Origin of the sequence: Methylocystis sp. H4A (genome assembly GCF_015709545.1) — a bacterium.
GTDB classification, from domain to species: Bacteria; Pseudomonadota; Alphaproteobacteria; order Rhizobiales; family Beijerinckiaceae; genus Methylocystis; species Methylocystis silviterrae.
In genome coordinates this window covers 111809-132744 of sequence record NZ_JADNQY010000017.1, presented here as the reverse complement: position 1 = coordinate 132744, position 20936 = coordinate 111809, and the positions used below count along the sequence as shown (strand labels likewise).

11 protein-coding genes and 1 pseudogene are annotated in these 20936 nt (G+C 59.6%); 3 read left to right on the top strand and 9 right to left on the bottom strand.

Annotated features, from left to right (window positions below; translation table 11 throughout):
- Positions 1-104 precede the first annotated feature (104 nt).
- The 9 genes and pseudogenes from IYW40_RS04295 to IYW40_RS04255 all read right to left on the bottom strand — a co-directional run bounded on the left by IYW40_RS04295 (position 105) and on the right by IYW40_RS04255 (position 19353).
- A complete protein-coding gene (locus tag IYW40_RS04295; protein ID WP_196399519.1) occupies positions 105-2720 on the bottom strand; it encodes an aminotransferase class III-fold pyridoxal phosphate-dependent enzyme in 2616 nt (871 codons plus the stop codon).
- Positions 2721-2734: 14 nt separating this feature from the next.
- Entirely contained in the window at positions 2735-3766 is a 1032-nt protein-coding gene (locus IYW40_RS04290; RefSeq protein WP_196399518.1) for a 3-oxoacyl-[acyl-carrier-protein] synthase III C-terminal domain-containing protein, read from the bottom strand.
- Between the two features lie 59 nt (positions 3767-3825).
- Positions 3826-10188 carry a type I polyketide synthase gene (locus tag IYW40_RS04285; protein ID WP_196399517.1) on the bottom strand — a complete coding sequence of 2121 codons (6363 nt, stop codon included), beginning with the start codon at positions 10186-10188 and terminating at the stop codon, positions 3826-3828.
- Positions 10189-11682: 1494 nt separating this feature from the next.
- Positions 11683-12048 (bottom strand): annotated as a pseudogene (locus IYW40_RS04280) (IS1595 family transposase); the annotation flags it as partial.
- Between the two features lie 82 nt (positions 12049-12130).
- Positions 12131-13771 (bottom strand): adenylate/guanylate cyclase domain-containing protein, encoded by a 1641-nt coding sequence (locus IYW40_RS04275; RefSeq protein WP_196399515.1) that lies wholly within the window; start codon positions 13769-13771, stop codon positions 12131-12133.
- A gap of 179 nt (positions 13772-13950) precedes the next feature.
- Positions 13951-14322 carry a response regulator gene (locus tag IYW40_RS04270; RefSeq protein WP_029650740.1) on the bottom strand — a complete coding sequence of 124 codons (372 nt, stop codon included), beginning with the start codon at positions 14320-14322 and terminating at the stop codon, positions 13951-13953.
- A 17-nt stretch (positions 14323-14339) separates the two neighbouring features.
- Entirely contained in the window at positions 14340-17111 is a 2772-nt protein-coding gene (locus IYW40_RS04265; RefSeq protein WP_196399514.1) for a response regulator, read from the bottom strand.
- A 3-nt stretch (positions 17112-17114) separates the two neighbouring features.
- Complete coding sequence (locus IYW40_RS04260) at positions 17115-18389, bottom strand: urea ABC transporter substrate-binding protein (RefSeq protein ID WP_196399513.1); 1275 nt, start codon at positions 18387-18389, stop codon at positions 17115-17117.
- A 343-nt stretch (positions 18390-18732) separates the two neighbouring features.
- Positions 18733-19353: a LysE family translocator gene (locus IYW40_RS04255; RefSeq protein WP_196399512.1), complete on the bottom strand. Its 621-nt coding sequence runs from the start codon at positions 19351-19353 to the stop codon at positions 18733-18735.
- A 221-nt stretch (positions 19354-19574) separates the two neighbouring features.
- On the opposite strand from IYW40_RS04255, the gene IYW40_RS04250 reads away from it, so the two are divergent.
- From IYW40_RS04250 to IYW40_RS04240, 3 genes are read left to right on the top strand one after another with little or no spacing between them, the layout of a single operon-like run.
- Positions 19575-19943 (top strand): metalloregulator ArsR/SmtB family transcription factor, encoded by a 369-nt coding sequence (locus IYW40_RS04250; protein ID WP_196399511.1) that lies wholly within the window; start codon positions 19575-19577, stop codon positions 19941-19943.
- Positions 19912-20409 carry an ArsI/CadI family heavy metal resistance metalloenzyme gene (locus tag IYW40_RS04245; RefSeq protein WP_196399510.1) on the top strand — a complete coding sequence of 166 codons (498 nt, stop codon included), beginning with the start codon at positions 19912-19914 and terminating at the stop codon, positions 20407-20409. Before IYW40_RS04250 ends, IYW40_RS04245 begins: the two co-directional genes overlap by 32 nt.
- Positions 20406-20933 carry an arsenate reductase ArsC gene (locus IYW40_RS04240; protein WP_196399509.1) on the top strand — a complete coding sequence of 176 codons (528 nt, stop codon included), beginning with the start codon at positions 20406-20408 and terminating at the stop codon, positions 20931-20933. Before IYW40_RS04245 ends, IYW40_RS04240 begins: the two co-directional genes overlap by 4 nt.
- Positions 20934-20936: the final 3 nt, after the last annotated feature.

Below are 20936 nucleotides of genomic sequence, written 5' to 3'. Positions count from 1 at the left end.
AAGTCTCCGGTCTGGCGGCGAGCCTGTCGACATGCGACCTCGTGCGCCTGCGCCGCCAAACCGGGTTCGCCCTTACGCCAACAGCATTCGGTCAATCACGTCAATCACGTCACGAAGAAGCCGTCCCGTATGAGTTCATCCAGGCTGAGGCTGAAGGCGTCGGCGATCAAATCGAGATCCGCCCGGCTATGCGCCGCGCTGATCATCATCGTGTGCATCTCAGGCATGTATACGCCGTGCTTGCGCATATAATAGGCCAGTCCGACGTTGGCTTTGAGATTACTCGACATTTTCTGGCGATAATATTTCGACGGCTTGTAATAGAACGCCATGCCGAAAATCGAATGCTTCGCCTTGAGCTGAAGCTGGACGCCCTTCTCGGCCGCAATCGCGCGCAAGTTGTCGGCAAGATAGGCTGTGGCGGCGTCGAGATCGTCATAAATTTCGGGGTGGTCCCGCAAATAGGTCAGGGCGCCGATGCCGGCGGCGCAGGACATCGAATTGCCGCTCATCGTGCCGCCGATAAAGACGCGATGTTCGAAATCCGTGAACGGATCGCCCGTCGTCTTGGCGTAACCGATGAGCCGCTCTTTACCGACCATCGCGCCGCAGGGCAGGCCGCCGCCGATGATCTTGCCAAGGCACGTGATGTCGGGCTCGACTCCGATGAGCCGCTGCACGCCTCCATAGGTGGCGCGAAATCCGCTGACGACCTCGTCGAACACGAGCGGGACTCCGGTCGAGTCGCAAATTGAGCGGAGCTCCTGAAGAAACGGCGTGTCGTAGCCGCCGGTGACGGTCGGCATTGGCTCGCAGATCACGCAGGCCAGCGTGTCCGCTTTGGCCCTCAGCTCTTCCAGCGCCTTTGGATGGGCATATTGAAGAACAAGGACGTCGTCGACATTCGCGGTGTGGCATCCTGGACTGCCGTGGATCGGCTCCGGCGTCTCGATCGGACCCCGAAAGCGAAAATAGGAGCTGACCATGCCGGAATCAGAATATCCGTGATAGTGGCCCTCGAATTTGGCGATCACATTTCGCTTCCGATGGGCGCGGCAAATGCGAATGGCCTGCATGACGGCTTCGGTTCCGGAATTGGAAAAAACCGCCCGTTCGGCAGAGGGAAAGGCGTCCAGCAAGATTTCCGCAAGCTCCAGCTCGGGCAAGTTGCCGACAGCGTTGACCCAGCCGGCCCGAACAGATTTTTCGAGGCTCTCGACGATGCTCGGGTGGGCATATCCAAGCACGTGCGGACCGTAACCGGCCGAAAGATCGACATAGCTGTTCCCGTCGACGTCGACGACGCGGCTTCCTTTCGCTTCCTTGACAAAAAGCGGATAGCCGCTCGGCACGAAATAGCGATCGAGATGGGTGGGCGCGACAAGCGTCTTGCTTGCGCGCTCGGCGAGCGCGACGCTTTGGGGCGTGGTCTGCTTGAAATGCGCTTCGAATATCTCCTTCACGGCGTCGCTCATGTAAGGCGAAAACCGGTCGTTGAATCGTCGCGCATTGTCCCAGATGTCGATGTGCGGGTCGATCTTGTCGGCTGTTCCCTCACAGGAGAGAAATATGAGTTCGATCTTGGCGAACTGGGTGGAATACTTCGCGCCGTGATGGTTCAGTACGCGGCTGCAGTCTCTGAAAAATTCATATGTCGACCACTTGCCGGTGCGCTCATGATAATGAAACTTGAAGACATCGATCATGGAGCGCTCGTAGCTCTCCCAATCCGAGTAAATATTTCCCTTCTTGGACACGAAGGCGCGCGTGAACCTTTCGACGGCGATCTCCCATTCCTGGCGGATGCAAGCGCAAAAATAGGCGGATAGCGCCCACTTCTCCTCTTCATTCAGCTTGGCGACAATTCCGAAATCAACCAGGATCACGTCGCCGCTTTTCGAAAAGAACATGTTGCCCGGATGCGGGTCCGCGTGACAGATCCCTTCGTGGTAGAGCATCGTGTAAATCGCATCTTGCACCCGCCGAGCGACCTGCTGTCTCGGCAAGCTACAGGCAGCAATGTCCTTGATGTGGAGTCCCTCGACGAACTCCATGACCAAGATGTCGTCTCGACAAAGCTCGGGATATAGCCGCGGAATTTTAATATAGGGATGGCCCTGAAACGCGTCGTAAATGGCCTGCTGGTTCCTTCGCTCTTCGTCCATATCGACCTGAACCGACAGCAGCTTGGCTATTTCATCGAACCGCTCCGGCAGGTCGAGGAAGCGCGCAGGCTTCATCGCCTTGTGGATCAGCCTCAAGGAAAAGCCGACGATTCGAAGGTTGTCCCTCAGTGACTCGACGACCCCATGCTTGACGATCTTTACGGCCACACGTTCGCCCGTACGCAGGCGCGCTTCGTGAACCTGAGCGATCGAGCCGCTCGCAATCGGGTCGGCGGTGAAGTCTAAAAGAGTCTTGCTCCAATCGGGGCCATAGGCTCGGAGTAGGATTTTCTGCAAAGCCTTGTTTGACATGCCCGGCACGTCGTCCTGCAATGTCGACAGAACGTCCTGCATGTCGCCGGGCAACATGTCCGAGCGGGTCGCCAGGACCTGACCCACCTTGATGTATAAGGGACCCATGCGAATGAGATAGGCGCGTATCCACTCCGCAACGATCCGGGAACGACGCTGGCTGTCTGAGAAACGAGTCGCGATGAAGCAACCGACGCCATAGGCCCCGGAGTTGATGACGATGGCGGGCAGTGTCGTGAGCATCCTCATGAACTCCTTCAGTAGACGAAGGAGTATGCCGAAAACGACATGCCTGCGCTGGCGACGACTGCGGCAAGCAGGTCTCCACGCGCGACGCGTTGTTCTTCGATCGCGAAGGCCATGGCCGCCGGCACCGAACAGGAAACGAGATTGCCGCAACGCGGATAAACGTTGGACACCAGATGCCGCAGGCTGAACATATCGGCGAGGTCGTCGCCCGCCTTTTGCGACGCCGCGTGAGGGAAAATCGCGCGGAGCTTGTCCAAGGGCGGATTGAGGTCTTGAAACACCTGGATGAGCTCGGGGCCCGCAGCCTCGAATAACTCGTAACCGTAGGACGTAAACCGGTTGCCGTTCTTGCCGATGCGCTCAGTCTGATTGCAATAGCCCTGAAAGCCGTTGACGGGGATCGTGCACAGATCGGCGAGATCTGGCCGGGAGCGGAACTTGAATTTCCACTCGTTCGTCGGATCGGCTGAAAGGATGGTCGCCGTGGCCGCCTCGCCGATCGTGTATGTCGGGAAGGTCCAGGTCAACTCTCCCTCGTGCCGCAGGGCGAAATTGCCGAGCCGATTGCCGGTGACGCTGAACTCGGCGTTGACGATCATCGCACGCTTGCTGCTTCCCGACTGCAGGAAGTGATAGATGATCTGGGCGCCTCGCGACCAGCTGTTGCAGGCGTCCAGCACATCGAAGCAATGCGCATTCTTGAAGCCCAGCGCATGCGCCACCAGATAAGCGCCGGCCGGTTCGATGAATCCGCGTCCGACGCCGACATAGACGAGCGTATCAATATCATCTTTGGTGCATTTCGCTTCTTCCAGCGCGGCGTCGATGGCGCCGGTCAAGACGCTCAACGGCGTTTCGCTTTCCTCCAGCGTGTAGCGCGTCTGCGCGCCGCTGTAGGTCAGCCAGCTCTCTATCCTCTTTATCGCCGCGTCGAGATCTCCGTCATACGTCGCTTCGCTGCTTTCACGGACAATCTGAAGGACGTCTTCATTCGACAGCTTGCGCGACGGCAAGGCCGCCTTCACGGCATCAATGCGCATTTTTTATGTTCCTCGAGCTCAGTAGGTGCAGATCTGATAACCGGACCGGTCAGTTGCTTTCAGCTTAAACGCTTGAGCAAATCTCGACCGAGCGACGCGACCGTTCGTCCCTTCATGAGCTCCATGAGAGAAACTTCGACGCCCAGCGTCGCCTTGACAGCGACCTGCAATTCCACGGCCATCAACGAGTCAATGCCCATGTCCGACAATTGAGCGTCTATGTCGATGCGTTCGCAGGGAATGCGAAGAGTCTCCCCGACGACGCGACGAACAATGCCGACAATATGCTCGCCGCGCTGTTCCGGCTCGATCTGCGCCAGTTCTGCGCGCACCCGGTCGATGACGCTGTCGGACTCGTCGCGGGCCTCACTGACAAGAGGCGCGAAGCGAGGAGCCGAACTCGCCGGATGGGTGGACGCCCACTTGGCCCAGTCGACATCGACGTAGGCGAATTGCGCCGTTCCCTGCAGGAGAGGCGTTTCCATATCCTCGAGCGCTTCCGTGGAGGAAATTGGCTGAATGCCCGCCCGCGCGAGGTGCTGCGCAACCGTCTTGTCGCGCGTCAGCATTCCGACGTCGCCAATCGCGCCCCAATTGACGCTTTGACCGGGAAGGCCGAGCGTCTGCCGGTAGTGCGCGAGCATGTCGAGGAAGACGTTGGCCGCGACATAGTTTCCTTGCCCAGGATTGCCGATGAGCGCCGAAATCGACGAAAAACATAGGAAGAAGTCCAACGGCGCGTTCCGGGTCACATGGTGCAGGTTCCAGGCGCCGACCGCCTTGGGGCGATAGACCGCGTCGAACCGTTCGTCGGTGAGTCCAGAAAGCACGGTGTCATCCAACACGGCCGCCGAATGCACCACGCCGCGTAGCGGCGGAAGCTCGAGGTCGATCCGCGCCATCATCGCCGTCACGTCGGCTTCGACGCTGACGTCGGCGGCGACGCTCATGACGTTGACGCCTTGCGCTTCGAGCGCCGTCACCGCGCGTCGCGCCTCGCTGGAGGCGGCGCCGCTGCGGCTTACGAGGACCAGATTCTCCGCCCCTTGCTGCGCCAACCAACGCGCGGCGTTCAGGCCGAAGCCACTGAAGCCGCCGGTCACCATGTAGGTGGCTTTCGGCTGAATCAACTTTTTCTCGACTTCCGCCGGCACGACTTCGACGCGCGCCGGGTCGGCGAACGACAGGACGATTTTACCCGTCTGCTTTGATTGCGCCATGAACCGGAATGCGTCCGCGGCCTCGTGCAGCGGGAAGACGGTCACAGGCGTGGGGCGAAGATCGCCGCGCTCGAACCGGTCCCAGATCTGGGCGAGAAGTTCTCGAATCGCACTCGGCTGCTCGGCCATGAGTCGATCGAGATCAATCGCTGCAAACAGGAGATTCTTGTTGAAGGGCAGCAGCGGCAGGCGCGCGTTCTCGACGATGTCGCGCTTGCCGATCTCCACGAAGCGTCCGAAGGGGGCCGTCACCTCCAAGCTTTTGATCAACGTGTCTCCCGCGATGGAGTTGAGGACGACGTCGACGCCCCGGCCGCCAGTCGATTTCAGGACGCCGTCGGCGAATTCGAGGCTGCGCGAGTCGAAGACCTGCTCCACGCCGAGCGTGCGCAGATAGTCGCGTTTCGCCTCGCTTCCCGACGTGACGAAGATCCGTGCGCCAACCGATTTCGCGACCTGGATCGCCGCGAGCCCCACGCCGCCGGCGGCGGCGTGAATGAGCACGGTTTCGCCAGCCTTCAGCCGTGCGATGTCATGCAAGGCGTAATAGGCCGTCATGAAGATGACGGGAACGCTGGCGGCCTCTTCAAACGTCAAGGACGAAGGCTTGCGCATGGCGAGCAGGCGATCGACGGGAACGCGCACATGCGAGCTGAAGGAGCCTTTGAAGGAGCCCATCAACTCGTCGCCGACCTTATAGGCCGTCACCCCTTCGCCGACGGCGGTGACGACGCCCGCCGCCTCCATGCCCAGTTCGGCGCCGTGATAGGAGCCTTCCAGAGCCTTGGCGGGCAACATGCCCAGGACCTTCAGCACGTCCTTGAAGTTGAGCGCCGCGGCCTTGATTTCGATTTCGATTTCGCCTGCGGCGGGAGCCGGCCGAGGAGCCTCCTCGAAGCGCAGGCTCTCGAGGCGGTTCTCGGTCCCGCGTGACAGGCGGAAGGCCTGTACGGAGGTGGCGGAGACGGTGCGTGTCTCGGGCTCCTCCTCCTCCTGGCGGAGAGCGGCCGCCGGAACAAGCCGCTGCACGCGCCGCACATCACCCCGCAACGCGACCTCGGTTTCAGGATCGTCGCTGAGGATTTGCCGAGCGAGGAGACCGCGATTTTCATCGAGGGGATCGACGTCGACGGCAGTGCATTTCAAATTGGGATTTTCGCCGGCGATGGTGCGCGCCAGACCGATCAGCGCGGCGTGCGCCATATTCACCGTCTGTGAACCTGGCAAGGGCTGCGCGAGCGACGTCACGACGAAGAGTCTGGGGGAATCGTCGCCCGCGTCCCGGCCTTCGAGCGCTTGCGCAAGGCGGAGGAGGCGCTTGGCTTCGCCAAGATCGCTCACGGCATCGTCCGCGCTCGCCTTCGATTGTCCCATAAAGACGATGGCGCGAAGCCGCGGGCTTTCGTCGATAAGCTTGCCCGCGGCGATGACGTCTGTAAGCGACTGCGCGTCCAAGGTCCGGACTTTGGCTCCGTTCTCTTCAAGCGCGGCCGCGAGTTCCTTGCAAGAGTCCGGATCTGCGGTGAAGAGCAGGCAATCTCCAGCCTGTTGATCGGTTTCGCTGAGCGGCTTGACCTCCCATGCGAGCCCGTAGGATCGGCTTTCAAGCCGCTCCTCTGGCGTGAGTTTCTTCGTGTGGAGCGCCTTGCATCTGATGCCGCGGACTTCCGCCGCGATGCTGCCATCCGCGCGATAGAGAATGAGGTCGCCTTCGAACCCGTCCGTGGACTGATCGATCACGCGTCCGTGCGCCCAAAGCGGAGCGCCGCTTCCAGCGTGAAAAACCACTCGACCCACCCCAGCCGGCAGATAGGTCGATTCTTGAAGCTTGCTCTGGCCGATCGCGCCTACAAGCGTTTGAATGGCGCCGTCAAGGAGGGCGGGATGAAGCCGATAGGCCTCAAGCTCCTCAGACGGCCCTTGAATGACCTCCAACTCCGCCAGTATCTCCGCGCCGTTCCGCATCAGATTGCGAACAGTGCGGAAATGCGGGCCATAGGCCAGCCCGTACGCAGCCAACCGATCATAAAGTTCGCCGACGTCGACCGACTCCCGTATTCTCTCCTTCACCTCCGCCAACGACTCGGCTCCGGTGCGAGGCGGCGGCAAGGCGAGCACCCGGCCCATCGCGTGCAGCGTCCAAGAGTCGGTCTCGTCGTCCGTCTGGCCGTAGATATGGAATTCCCTCGCGCTCCGATCGAAGGTCGCCCGAACAATCGGATCTTTGAGCGTCGGGAAGACGAGCGGTCTAAGGAATGACAGATCTTCGAGCGTGTAACTGGCCTGTCCGCCGTCAAGCAGCGACGCCATCGCCAGACCCTGCTCAATATAGCCGGCGGCCGGAAAGACGATCGCTCCCTCGATGATATGATCGGCCAGATAGGAGATCGATGGCCTACCGAGGTCATGCTCCCAGCTCGGCGTGGGCGACGACACCCGACTTCCCAACAGGGGGTGCTCCGTGCGGCCAAGTCGGTCGAGCGCGCCTGCGCTCGTCTCGTTCCAATAATATTCCCGCTGCCAGGGATACAAAGGCAGCTTCACGAAGCGCGCGCCGGCGGGAAAAAGCGCGCGCCAGTTCACGTCATAGCCGTTCACATAGAGCGCGCCGAGGGCGGCGAGCACCGTCGCGCGCTCAGGATGCTCACGGCGCAAGGTGGCGATCGAAACGCCGCCCGCTTCGCTGGCGCGCAGAACTTCCTTGATTGATGTCGAGAGCACGGGATGCGGGCCGACCTCGAGAAAGCCGCTCAATCCGTCGGCGACCATGGCGACCATCGCGTCGGCGAACAGCACAGGCTCCCGCATATTGGCGCACCAATATTCCGCATCCAAGTCGGGCCCTTCGACGCGCCGACCGGTCACGGTGGAATAGAGCGTCGTATGGGGCGTTTGCGGGCGAAGCCCGCGCAAGGACTCCCGCAGCTCCGGCTTCAGGGCCTCCATCTGGGGGCTGTGATAGGCGACCTCGACATCGAGGAATCGATTGAATATCTCGTCCTTTGCGAGCTGCTCGGCGATTGAGGCCAGCGCTTCGCCGTCGCCAGCCAGCGTGACCGTTGAAACGCTATTGATCGCGGCGACCGAAACTGTATCCGGATAGGACTCCAGAATGCGCTCGGCCTGCTCTCTGTTGAGACCGGTCGCCAGCATGCGCCCCTTGCCGGCGGCCAGCTGCTGAAGTCGGCTGCGGTGATAAGAGACGGCGACCGCGTCCTCGAGGCTGAGCGCCCCCGAGACGTAGGCGGCGCTCACCTCGCCGACGCTGTGTCCGACCACCGCCGACGGATAGACGCCCCAGGAACGGAGAAGTTCGGCCAAGGCGACCTGCACGACGAAATTTGCGGGTTGCGCGATACGCGTCTCTTTGACCCGTGAGCGGCTTTTGTCCTCGCGCATCTCCTCGAGAATGGAGAAGCCGGCAAGCGGGCGGAAGATCGCGTCGATCTCCTCCGCCGCCTTGCGGAAGACCGGTTCATTCTCGAGCAATTGCCGGCCCATGCCCCACCACTGGGGCCCCATGCCGGTAAACACGAAAACCGGTCGCGATTCGGCTCGCCGAGCCGCCTTGCCCTGAATGACGTGGTCGCTGTAGCCATGTGCGGCGAACTGCTCGAGCTCCGTCGCCATTTCGGCGGCCGAAGCGGCGACGACGCTCAGTCGGCATTCGTGAGCCGAGCGTCGAATTCGCGCCGAATGGCAAATGTCCTCAAGCGCCGCACGTCTGCCGCGCGAGAGCATCTGCGCGTAGGAGCGGGCGAGAGCGGTCAGAACTTTGGGATCGCGGCCAGAAAGGGTGAGGATCTGCTCTCCCGCCGATCCATCCTTTTTCTCCTCCAACGGCGGCTTCTCCGCGCGCTGAAGGACCACATGCGCATTGGTGCCGCCAAAGCCGAAAGAATTGACACCGCAATAGACGTCCTCATCGCCTTGCGAAAACGGCTCGAGGCTTGTCGGCAAGCGAATGCCGAGTTCCCGGAAGGGAATCTTCGGGTTGGGATTTTGCAGATTGGCTTGCGGAGGCACAGCCCCTCGGTCGAGACAGAGCGCCGCCTTGATGAGACCGGCGACGCCCGCCGCCGCTTCGAGATGACCGATCGTCGATTTCGCCGAACCGATCAGGCAGGCATCGTCAGCGTCGCGTCCGGCGCCAATGGTGCGTCCAAGAACGCCGGCTTCGATGGGGTCGCCCACCGGCGTCCCCGTGCCATGCGCCTCGACGTAGCGCACATCGCTAAATGGCACGCCGCTTTGCGCGTAGACACGCCGAATCAGCGCCTCCTGCGCCGCGGCGCTTGGCATTGTGATGCCGTCGGTGCGCCCGTCCTGGTTGACGCCCGTGCCGCGTATCGTCGCGTAGACATGATCGCCGTCTCGCACGGCGGCGGCATAGGGCTTAAGCAGGACCACCCCGGCGCCTTCGCCGCGCGCATAGCCATTGGCGCGTTCGTCGAAACTCTTGCAATAGCCGTCGGGCGCCAAGAAGTGGCCCTTGCCCATGATCATCGGATACTCGGGCCGCAACATGACGTTGACGCCGCCCGCCAGCGCCATGGAAACGTGGCCACGCCAGATATCCTGGCAGGCGAGATGCACGGCCACGAGTGACGAGGAGCAGGCCGTGTCAACGGAAAGGCTTGGGCCGCGGAAGTCGAAAAAATAGGAAAGCCGATTCGACAGCAGCGTCATCAGCGCGCCGGTGCCCGAATGGATGCTGATATTCTCCCGATTATGCGGGCTCAGCTGATCGAGCATGCTGTCGAGCGTGAAGCCGCCAATATAGACGCCTGTTTCGGAGCCCGCGAGCGTTTCCGGGACGACGCCAGCGTCCTCCAGAGATTCCCAGGCCACCTCCATGAGCAGTCGCTGCTGCGGGTCTATATGGACCGCCTCCCGCGGCGATATATTGAAGAACGCAGCGTCAAAACGATGGACCGCCTCGTCGAGAAAGCCGCCTTTGCGGGTGTAGATCTTGTTCGGCTTATCGGGGTTGTCGTTGAAGAATCGATCCATGCTCCAGCGGTCTTCCGGAACGTCGCGAATAGCGGGGCGGCCGGAGACAAGGAGGTTCCAATAGGCGTCCGGGCTATCGGCTCCTCCAGGGAAGCGGCACCCCACTCCGATGATCGCGATCGGCTCCAACTCTCCGACCTCGTCGCCGCGAAATCCAGATGCCTGAAGATTCAGATTGCGTTCGTCCATGGCATGACTCTTGCTGAATATATATTGTTGGGGGATCATGCGTTACTCAACGCACAAGCGAGGCGCTATCTCAAACCAAAATATTATTCTTTGTTAGGTACATCAAATACTTAGGTCGTCAGCAGATGTCCTTGAGCGAAATGCGGTTGACACGTAATTGTAACAATTTGTGTCATGGGGCATCCTTGCTTCTCCGATTGAACTGATAATAGGCTGCTTCGAACATAAATATGTTGGGCAGGTTGCACTGCAGCATATTCGCTATTCGATACCACAGCACAAGTCAACATGTATTTACTTAGATTCCTACGCGAACTGCCCGACGAATGTTAAGACAGTAATAAACACAGACCCTTGCTAAATTTTGGGCAATTATCACTTTGACATAGTATATGCAATGGCCGACTGCAGCCGACCGGCCAGCGCTTAGTGATTCAGAGATGGGTAAATGCGTCAGGATTTTTGGCTTGGGGCGAGGAGCGAGCGATTTGGGACGATTGCCCCCTTCGGAGCGTCAAGTCGGTCGATGCGTCGCTTCATTTCAGCGCTATGTATGGCGACCCGAGATTAGCAAGGCGTTGCTCAAACCCATTCGACAAAACGAACAACTTACAGGCTGTGTCGTTGATTTGTTTGCGGTCACCACAAGGGTTGTCCTGGAACTCCGGCCGATTAGTCTGCGTTGAACTCTGGAAGCAAGATCGTCAATATTTTGTAACCCGGTGAAATACGGGATATGCTGTATTATGTCGGAATTGATATATGTAGTATGCATTTTTTTTTCGCAGCACTCACAAATATATAATTTTGTTTATTCACCGATTTGTGCTGATGGTATGATGATCATATTAAGTTTTTATCTAAACTCATTCAAGCTACCCCGGCCAAACCTGAACTGAACCCATGTTTAGGGGACTTATGAAGCGCGGAATTTGAAAGGCGACTTGTTGCTCGACAGCGCTGGCGGTTACCATCATCGCGCCAATTGCATGAGCGATATCTGACGGCGGCGCCGTTGGCTGCTTATCGGGATTGCCGGTCATGACAAGGACCACCAAATCACTTGGCCGAGATGCGGCAGATGAATCTGCATGGTCTCGGTTCGAGCGCGCCGTAGACGCGGCTGTCAAGGGCGGACCCAAACACAAGATTGCGCCACCGCCATCCGTCAGCAAAAAAGCGCGCTCCGCGAGCAAGGGGCGCGTCCATAAGGGAAAGACGAAGGCGTGAGGCTCTATTTCCAGTTCCCGTAGCATGTTGCGCAACGCCAAGCTGGCTGTCGGGCGCGTCTGCCTCTGGCTTACGCATTTAGGCAACGCATCCGTTTCCGATTTACCCATCGCTTCGCAATGTCGTGTCGCGATCAATCAGCGAGAGAAGCGCCTTCTTGGGCGCAGGCTCTTTGAAGGCGCGGTTCTTCGCCTTCCCCCCGACGAAGGCTTCGTCCGCTTCAACTGGCGAGTTCGGGCCGCCGAACGGCGTAGCGGCGTTATCGCGGACGCTCTCGCGAATGCGATGGCAGAGAAACCAGACCGTCTTATACGGGCGGCCGATCATGCGGCTGATTTGAAGGGCGGACATGCCCTTCTGCGACGACATCATAAGGAACGTGACGGCAAGCCAAGTATGCAGCGGCACTTTCGAGCGCTCATAGAGCGTCCCGACTGTGACCGTGAATGGCTGGCGGCAAGCGTTGCACTGATAGAGGCCGGCGCGGGTCGTCTTGCCTTGCATCAGCGTGGCGCGGTTCTCTTCCTTGCAATGCGGACAAACCGGGCCGTTCGGCCAAACCCGCGCCTCCAACCACTCGCGAGCGGCGGGTTCGTCATGAAAGATGGGGTTGGAAAGATCGGCGGCCATGTCGACTGCTCCTTATGCGGGCAATACAACATAGCGGCGTTACTACGTCAAAGTGATAGTCGTCATTTGGCGCGGAACCTATTTACCGGGAAGCTGCGTCCTGCCTTCTCCCGGTCAGAAAAAAGGCTTCCATGGCGCCCTTGCCCTTGATTTCGAGGCTGTCACGCGGCGTCAAAATGAAGTCCCTGCACAGATGCTCATAGGTCGATCGTGAAACCTGGATGCGGCCTGGCAGGCTGTTCGACTCCAGCCGGCTCGCGATGTTCACCGCGTCGCCCCAGATATCGTAAATGAATTTGTGCGCGCCGATCACGCCCGCGACGACGTCGCCGGAGTTCATGCCCATCCTGATCTCGAGCGGCGCAGGCAATGTATCGTTGAGAGTTTCCAGGGTTTCAGCCATCGCCAACGCCATGTCCGCGACGGCGTGCGCGTGATCGTCCCGATTGCCGAAGAGCCCGCAAGCGACCATGTACGCGTCGCCAATCGTCTTGATCTTCTCGACGCCAAAATTGAGCGCGAGCCCGTCAAACGCCGAGAAAACGCGTCCCAATACGCCAACAAGTTCAGGAGCCGGCAGCCTGGAGGAGAGCTCGGTGAAGCCGACGAAATCCGCAAACAGAATCGTGACGTCGTTGACATGATCCGCGATGACCGTTTCGCCGCTCTTCAGGCGCGCGACAATCGGCGCCGGAAGAATATTGAGGAGAAGCTGCTCGGAGCGCTCTTTTTCGATGCACAACGCTTCGAGCGCCTCGCGCTCTCGATCCCGTAGATGCTTTTTCTCCAGTGACGATCCGATGCGCGCGCGAAGAAGCACCGGATCGAAAGGTTTCGCGAGATAATCATCGGCGCCCGCTTCGATGCATCTGACGATGGAGTCGATTTCGTTCAAGGCCGATATCACGATGACTGGAATGTCTCTCAAGTCAGGATCAGACTTGAGGATCGAAAGAACATCGAAGCCGCTGATATCCGGCATCAGCAGATCGAGCAAGATGAGATCAAAGGGCGCCTGCCGCAACATTTCCAGCGAGCAAGACCCATTTTCAGCCAGCGCGACAGAGTGGCCCTGTCGTTCCAGTCGGCGCTTCAGGAGTTCGCGATTAGACGCGTTGTCGTCGACCACGAGGATGCGGCTCGGCTGTACGGCGAGACTGTCAGCTTCGGCTTCTGAGATCGGCTGAACAGAGGCGACGAAGCGATGAGCGACCATGGCGGAGACAGGTCCCGAGCCGACTTCGGCGTCCGTCGACGCCTCGGTTTCGGGGAGTGAAAAACTGACCAGGCCGTCGATACGCTCAAGCAGGCGCGACGCTTCCTCTAAAAGTCGAGTAAGGTCCGAGACCAGCGCCTGCGCGTCGTCAATGCCCGCTGCGTCTTCGCGCAGCATCTCGCCATATCCCTTTATGGCGTTGATGGGCGTGCGCAGATCGTGCCGCAAGAGGCGACGATAGTCCTCGGAATCTTCGCTTGGCCCTCGCGCCGGCGCGCGGGAGCGACTTACGAGTGATGCGATGAACTCAATCAGCGAACGGCTCGCGGCGTGGATTTTCTCGAGGTCGTCACGAAATTCCCCGTGACCGTTCCTTTCGGCCTCGTCCAGCAAAATTTCGGCATAGCCCGCAATCGCATCGGCAGGCGCGCTCAGCTCCTGCTGCACATAAGCAAGCAGCGCGCGATCGCTCCTGTCGGCTGACGGCTGAAAGCCATGCGACATCATCTTATTTTCCCAGAAAGCCGGAATGCGCCAACGCCCGCCGTCCAAGATGCGTGAACCGTGTTCCTCATAAATGTTTCAACCAGTAGGTCGCCGGAGTTCGCTCTACGACGACGGCTACCGGAACGCGGCCGCGCATCGCTGGAGACGGGGGCTTCGAGACGACAATTGATCAGATGATGCTAAGCGCCAGATTCAATCAGCGCCGTGATCTTGCCCAGAAGACGCGTGATCTCGACAGGTTTCGTGTCATAGTCGTCGCAGCCCGCTTCGATCGCCTTCTCCCGGTCCCCTGCCATCGCATGGGCGGTGAGGGCGATGACCGGAATCTTGCGCGTCGCTTCGTTTTCTCTGACCCGGCGGGCCGCCTCCCAGCCATCGATGACCGGCAGGCTCATGTCCATCAGGATGAGATCGGGCGATTCGGCGGCGGCCATGTCGACGCCCTGCTGGCCATCTATGGCGATCACGACTTCATAGCCATTTCGCCTGAGGCGCCGCGACAGCATATCCCGGTTCATCTCATTATCTTCGACAAGCAAAATCTTCACCACCGACCCTGTCTCCAATGTCAATGCGCTTGGACGGCGTCCGTCGCGCTGGGATTAAGGCACTGACGCATAATCGTCACCAGCTCCTCAAGATAGTCATGGTCCTTCGTGATGATGTCAGCTCCGAATTCTTTCAGCTTGCAAATATCCTCTTCGCTGAGATCTTTCGCCGTGACGATGATGACCGGCAAATGGTCATAGGCGCGCTGCTTACGCAATTCTCTCAAGAAACCGAAGCCATCGAGATTTGGCATCATCAGGTCGAGAAGGATCAGATCCGGCGCCGGATTTTCAGCGATCCAGTCGAGCCCATCCTGCCCGTTGATGACGGCTTCGGCCGTGTAGCCGGCGCCCGAAACGCAGCGGCAAAGAAGCTCGCGCGTCGCGGAGTCGTCCTCGAGGATGAGCACCTTAGTTTCGCTCGAGGCCCCGCAATAAAGCGTCATCAGGGCGGTCAGGCGCTGACGATCAATGGGCTTTGTCAAAAGCTCCGCCGCCCCGAGCGGAATCGCCAGAGCGCGCTCGTTGAGAATCGTCACCATGATGACGGGGATGTTCCGCAGCTCGTCATCCTCCTTGAGCTGCCTGAGCACGCTCCAGCCGTCGAGCTGGGGCATCATCACATCCAGCGTGATCGCATTCGGCCTATGCTGTCTCGCCAGGGCCAGCGCTTCCAGCCCATTGCGGGCGGCGATGACGTGATAGCCCTTGCTCTCCAAAGTTCGTGTGAGCAGGTCGCGCGCCGTCGCGTCGTCGTCGACGACCAGTATCGTCGGGAGAGACCGGGACGAAGTCGGCTCGGCCGGTTTTTTCGTCGCGAGGGGCTCCTGCCGGTCCGGAAGCCTGATCGTGAAGGTCGAGCCTGCGCCCAGCGCGCTCCCAACGGAGATATCGCCGCCGAGCGCCGCGCAAAAATGCTTGGTGATCGCGAGCCCCAGCCCCGTCCCTCCGAAGCGCTTCGTGGTCGAGGCGTCCGCTTGCGTGAAGGCCTGGAACAGGCGGGCAAGCTGCTCCTGCGTCATGCCGAGCCCCGTGTCCGACACGCGGAAAACCACGGAAGCGTCGGCGTCCCGCTCGACGGTCAGAGCGACTTTTCCGTGGCTCGTGAACTTGTTTGCGTTGCTCATGAGATTGAGCAGGCACTGCTTGACCTTCGTCTCGTCGGACAGAAAGGCGCCCATGTCGTCCGGGCAGCAGAGCTCAAGCGCATTGCCGTTCTTGTCGGCGAGGGGCTGAACGATCGAAAGGACCTCATTCACGAGAGGCCTGATCTCCACCCTCTCGATGAAGACCTCCATCTTTCCGGCTTCGATTTTGGAAAGATCGAGAATATCGTTGATCAGGCCAAGCAGGTGCCGGCCCGCGCTCTCGATCCTCTTCAGGTCCTCGATAGGCTCTAGATCGCCGTCGTCAAGCGCGTTCTCCTGAAGCATTTCGCTATAGCCGATGATGGCGTTGAGCGGTGTGCGCAGCTCATGGCTCATGTTTGCAAGAAAGGCGCTTTTTGTCTTGCTGGCTTCCTCTGCCGCCACGCGCGCGACGGACAATTCCTCGTTCGCGAGCTGAAGTTCGCGCGTGCGCGCCCGGATCTTGTCCTCCATGGAATCGTAAAGTCCGCGCAGCTCCACGGTCATGGAGCGGATCGCTCTCAGCAGGAGACCCGTTTCGTCACGGCTGCCAATCTCGAAATTTGCGTCGAGATCCCCCGCGGCGACCTTCTCGGCGACGCCGACAGCGGTCTTGATGGGCTTGGTGATCGTGCGCGCGACGCCCATGGCCAAAGCGATAATCGGTGGAATCATGAAGAACAGCAGCCAGAGCGTCGCCTCCTTTTGCGCACTGGTCAGCGCGAAGGCCTCCTTCGTGCTCTGCTGTACGACCATGCCCCAACGAAACGAGGGAACGTACGTCCACGAGGCGACAACGGGCCTGTTCTCGATGTCATCGAAAAGACCCGAGCCGTGGACGCCGGCGAGCGCCTTGGCGAGCGCGGGAAAAGCGCCACCATCGAGGGGCGTCCTGATGCTGAACGCCTTGGAAGCGTCGTGCCGCAGCGGGTTGACCACGACCATTTGGCCCTGATCCAAGCGGGCGGCGACCAGCACCTCTCCCGTCTCGCCGAGACCTGTATAGTCATTGATGAGGCTGTAAAGCTCCTGGTTATCGAGCTGGAAGACGACGACGCCGATCACGACGCCGTTTTCCAGAACAGGCCCCGCAATAAAGGCGGCAGGCTCTTTCAGCCCCGGATAGATCTGAAACGCGGAAATCTCGGCCTGCAGCAATGTGCGCGCCCGATTAATCGTGTCCGAAAGCTCCGTTCCCTTGAGCGGTCCGCCGAGCGAATTTGGGTTGAAAAGGGCAGTGTCCGATTGCTCGAAAAGCGTGAAGCCTTCGGGCGAGACAATCGCGCCGTTGACATAGTTGAACGTATCGGAAAGACGCTTGAGAGTCGGTCCGTGTTTCGCGACCGCTTGGCGATAGGAGTCCGAGTCTCTCCCGCTCGTCCTTATGGCTTCGGAAAATTCCCGGGTGGCCTCGCCAATTGAGGCGCTGTGCATCAGAGATTCGACGCTTCGGATTTTTTCAAGCGTCAGAGTCTCCAGCTGCTCCACTTTCTTCTTGGCGACAACCTGCAACGACGTCTGAATCGCCTGCTCGAGAGACTCTCGCGAAATATCATAGGTTCGCCAAGCGAGGAGACCGCAGGAGACGATATTGATCGCAAGGAACCAGAAGATGATCTTGGCGCCGATGGAGCGCCGGAGGAAATCGAGCCTGGGAAGCTTCATGGATCAGTCCGCCTCTGTCGGATTCGCCCATCTGCCGCCCCATCTGTTGTACAAGGCGGTCAGAAATTCCTCCCACTCGGCTTTCGTGCGAGTCGGCGGATAGGGCACGGGACGGATCGGACGATCGATCGTCCAGACAAGCTCGATCCGACCATCAGTTCGAATTTTACCAACAGAGAAAGACCGCCACGTATGCTGCGTGTAAGGATCAACCGACACCAGACCTTCGGGCGCATCGAGGGTCTCGGTCAGCATGGTGCGTTTGACCCTCTGAACGTCGAAGGACTGCGCCTCCTCGACCGCCTTCGCCCATAAGATGACGCTGAAGTATGAGGTCGCAATAACGTCGCCCGTCACACGGTTGGCGCCATATCTTTCTCGAAAGGCGCGAATGAACCGTTCGTTCGCCGGCTTCTTGATCGCCTCGAAATAGCTCCAGGCGCTGTAATGGCCTTGGAGGCTCGCAATCGGTAGGCTGCGAAGCTCCTCCTCGCCGATGCTGACGGAGACAACCGGCACTCTGTCAGCGGAAAGCCCAGCGTCGGTCAGCGCCTGATAGAACGCCTTGTTGGAATCGCCCACGACCGAACTGATAATAACGTCCGGCTGCGCCAGCTTGATTTTTTGGACCGCCCGAGAGACGTTGGCGCTTCCGAAGAAAATATAGTCTTCGCCCACAAGCTCCGCGCCAAGCGCGCGGATCGTGTCCTTCATAATTTCGTTGATGCTGTGCGGCCAAACATAATCTGAGCCGATCAAATAGAATCTTTTGCCAATGTGATCGAGGCTCCATTTGATCGCCGGAATGACCTGCTGATTGGGCGCCGCACCAGTGTAGATAATGTTGGGAGACTGTTCGATTCCCTCATAGGCCATAGGATAGACTAATAGCTGACCATATTTTTCGATAATGGGCGCGACCGTTCTACGGCTTGCGGAGGTCCAGCATCCGAAGATCACGGATACGTTTTCCTGTGTGATCAGGCGCTCGGCCTCTTTCGCGAAGGTCGGCCAATCGGATTTGCCGTCGGCGATGATCGGCTGAATCTTGCGTCCCAGTAAGCCGCCCTTGGCGTTGATCTCCTCAATCGCGAGCAGCTCCGCGTCGACCATTGAATTTTCACTGATCGCCATCGGCCCCGAGCGCGAATGCAGGATGCCGACCTTGATCGGTGCGCTTTCCGCCCTGAAAAGGAACATCGTCGCGGCGAATAGCGACGCGGCGGCGATAGCGACCGCGATTAAGCCTTTCCAAGCGCTGCGAGTGTCGAGGGCCATTGGCCGTATCCTGCTTCCGAGTCTGCTAAGATCGAACTGGGCGTCGTTTTACTCGATCGCCGCCTCGCCTTCCAGGCGCGCGCCGTCAAGTTGCAGTTAATTATAAGAATGCGCTGGCTCGGACGTGTTGTTGCTGTGACCTGCCGCTGCAAAGTTCCTCCACGGGGGATGCGAGTTCGGCCATTCGAAGGACGGACCTATGAGCGCGCATGGTGTTGGCCAACGAGCGCAAGCGCTTCGGCGATCGGCGGCTATTCATTCTGCTTCGGCAGCGCGGCGAGGCGACGCCGCTCGAGGCGGAAGGCTCAAGAATTGCGACGAGCCGTGGCTGCTGCTTATGTTCTCACGTCTTGGCCGCCGCCGTCGCCACTCCTGCGGCGACAAGAACGCCACCACTGGCGCGCTTCGTCCAGACCGCAACATCAGAGCGGGAGAGCAAGGATCGTGCTGCGGAAGCCGCCAGCGCGTAGCCTGCGTCTGTGGCGGCCACGATTAAGCAGAATGTCACCGTGAGCACCGCTGCCTGCAACGGATAACTACCGTTCGCATCGATGAACTGGGGCACAAAAGATACGTAAAAGATGATGGTCTTGGGGTGAAAGACGCCGACGGCGACGTTCCCGAGAAATGCGGTGCGTGGAGAGATTGCGTCGATCTTTAGTTCTGCTGATGTGGCACGGCTGGTTTTGAAGAACGTGTAGAGTCCGAGCACAATCAGATATAACGCGCCAACCCACTTTAGTACCGAGAACGCTAGCGCCGAGGCGGCGAGTAGCGCGCCAACGCCGACAAGCGATAACGTCATCGCAATCGCATTACCTACCGTCATGCCAGCGACGGAGGCCAACGCAGTCCTGCGGCCCGAGCCGAGCGCGTAACCGACGATCGCGGCGACGCCCGGTCCCGGCATCAACCCCATGACGACAGACGCGGCGGCGAAGGCTAACCAAACCGAGAAGGTCATATTTGACTCCAAACAAATGGAAAGCTGACATGGCGCGATTTTGAAGAATTCGATTATCGCAGGCAACAGCTCGGCTTGCCGGCATGTCAGGCGGCTGCTCGGCGTCGCCGAGCGCAATCTGCTCCTGCTGGCCGCCATATCCTTTCCGCCGTCAAAGTCGGACGACAGGAATGAATGAAGGACAGGCTTGACTGGGCGAATATTTCCATCATATTGGAAATATGGAAAAGCATGACGCCATCGCCGCGCTTGTCGCGCTCGGTCACGAAACTCGGCTCGATATTTTTCGGCTGCTCATGCAAGCCGGACCTAAGGGACTTGCCGCGGGGCAAATCGGCGAGCGGCTCGCGCTCCCGCCGGCGACGCTGTCTTTCCACCTGAGCCAGCTCAAGCACGCGGACCTCATCACCTTTCGGCGGGAAAGCCGGTCGCTGATCTACTCGGCGGCTTATCCGGTCATGAACGCGTTGCTCGCCTACATGACCGAGAATTGCTGCCAGGGCGCAACCGCCTCATGCGAAGCCGCCGCTCCTTCAACCTGCCAGCCAAAGGGAAGCCATGAAACGTCTGCACGTGCACGTGTCCGTTGATGACCTTACGGGGTCCATCCGGTTTTACAGCGCGCTTTTCGGGTCGGAGCCGGCCGTCGCTAAACCCGATTACGCGAAATGGATGCTGGATGATCCGCGTGTGAACTTCGCGATATCATCGCGCGGCGGACAGGCTGGCGTCGATCATCTCGGAATCGAGGTCGAGACGCCCGTAGAGCTGAAAGAAGTCTATGAGCGCCTGCAACAGGCCGAACGGCCTGTGCTGGAAGAGGGCGCGACAACCTGCTGTTACGCCAAGTCGGAGAAAGCATGGACGTCCGACCCGCAAGGGCTTTTATGGGAGTCCTTCCTGACGACCGGCGAAAGCACGATTTACGGCGGCGACGTAGCGCTTGCGGGATTCCGCGCGAGCGCCGCTAAGGGGGAGTCCTCCGCCTGCTGCGGCGCCAAACCAGCGCCTGTGATTGAAGCCGCCTGTTGTTCTGGAGCGGGAGACAGCCAATGACTGACCATATCTACAACGTCCTCTTTCTCTGCACCGGCAACACGGCGCGCTCGATCATCGGTGAAAGCATCCTCCGCCGGGATGGCGCTGGCCGTTTCAATGCGTTCTCGGCAGGCAGCCATCCCAAAGGCGTCGTCAATCCTTACGCGATCAAAACGCTCGAAGAATATGGCTATCCGACAGAAGGATTCCGCTCGAAGAACTGGGAGGAATTCGCCGGACCCGACGCGCCGAAAATGGATTTCGTTTTCACCGTTTGTGACAACGCTGCGGGCGAAGCCTGTCCGATCTGGCCCGGTCAGCCAATGACCGCCCATTGGGGCGTCGAGGATCCGGCGGCCGTTGAGGGAACAGAGATCGAAAAAGTAAAGGCGTTCAGTGACGCATTTCGCTATCTCAGGCTCCGGATTTCTTACCTGCTCGCAACGCCTATCAAGCGACTCGATAAATTGGCGCTCAGGGATCGTTTGCGTGAAATCGGCGAACTCGAAGGCGCAAGCCATGGCCACAAAACGGACGCCTGAGCG

Coding starts and splice junctions, on each gene's coding strand:
- IYW40_RS04295 (WP_196399519.1), bottom strand. CDS start 2,720: ATGCTCACGACACTGCCCGCCATCGTCATCAACTCCGGGGCCTATGGC.
- IYW40_RS04290 (WP_196399518.1), bottom strand. CDS start 3,766: ATGCGCATTGATGCCGTGAAGGCGGCCTTGCCGTCGCGCAAGCTGTCG.
- IYW40_RS04285 (WP_196399517.1), bottom strand. CDS start 10,188: ATGGACGAACGCAATCTGAATCTTCAGGCATCTGGATTTCGCGGCGAC.
- IYW40_RS04275 (WP_196399515.1), bottom strand. CDS start 13,771: ATGATGTCGCATGGCTTTCAGCCGTCAGCCGACAGGAGCGATCGCGCG.
- IYW40_RS04265 (WP_196399514.1), bottom strand. CDS start 17,111: ATGAAGCTTCCCAGGCTCGATTTCCTCCGGCGCTCCATCGGCGCCAAG.
- IYW40_RS04260 (WP_196399513.1), bottom strand. CDS start 18,389: ATGGCCCTCGACACTCGCAGCGCTTGGAAAGGCTTAATCGCGGTCGCT.
- IYW40_RS04255 (WP_196399512.1), bottom strand. CDS start 19,353: ATGACCTTCTCGGTTTGGTTAGCCTTCGCCGCCGCGTCTGTCGTCATG.
- IYW40_RS04250 (WP_196399511.1), top strand. CDS start 19,575: ATGGAAAAGCATGACGCCATCGCCGCGCTTGTCGCGCTCGGTCACGAA.
- IYW40_RS04245 (WP_196399510.1), top strand. CDS start 19,912: ATGAAACGTCTGCACGTGCACGTGTCCGTTGATGACCTTACGGGGTCC.
- IYW40_RS04240 (WP_196399509.1), top strand. CDS start 20,406: ATGACTGACCATATCTACAACGTCCTCTTTCTCTGCACCGGCAACACG.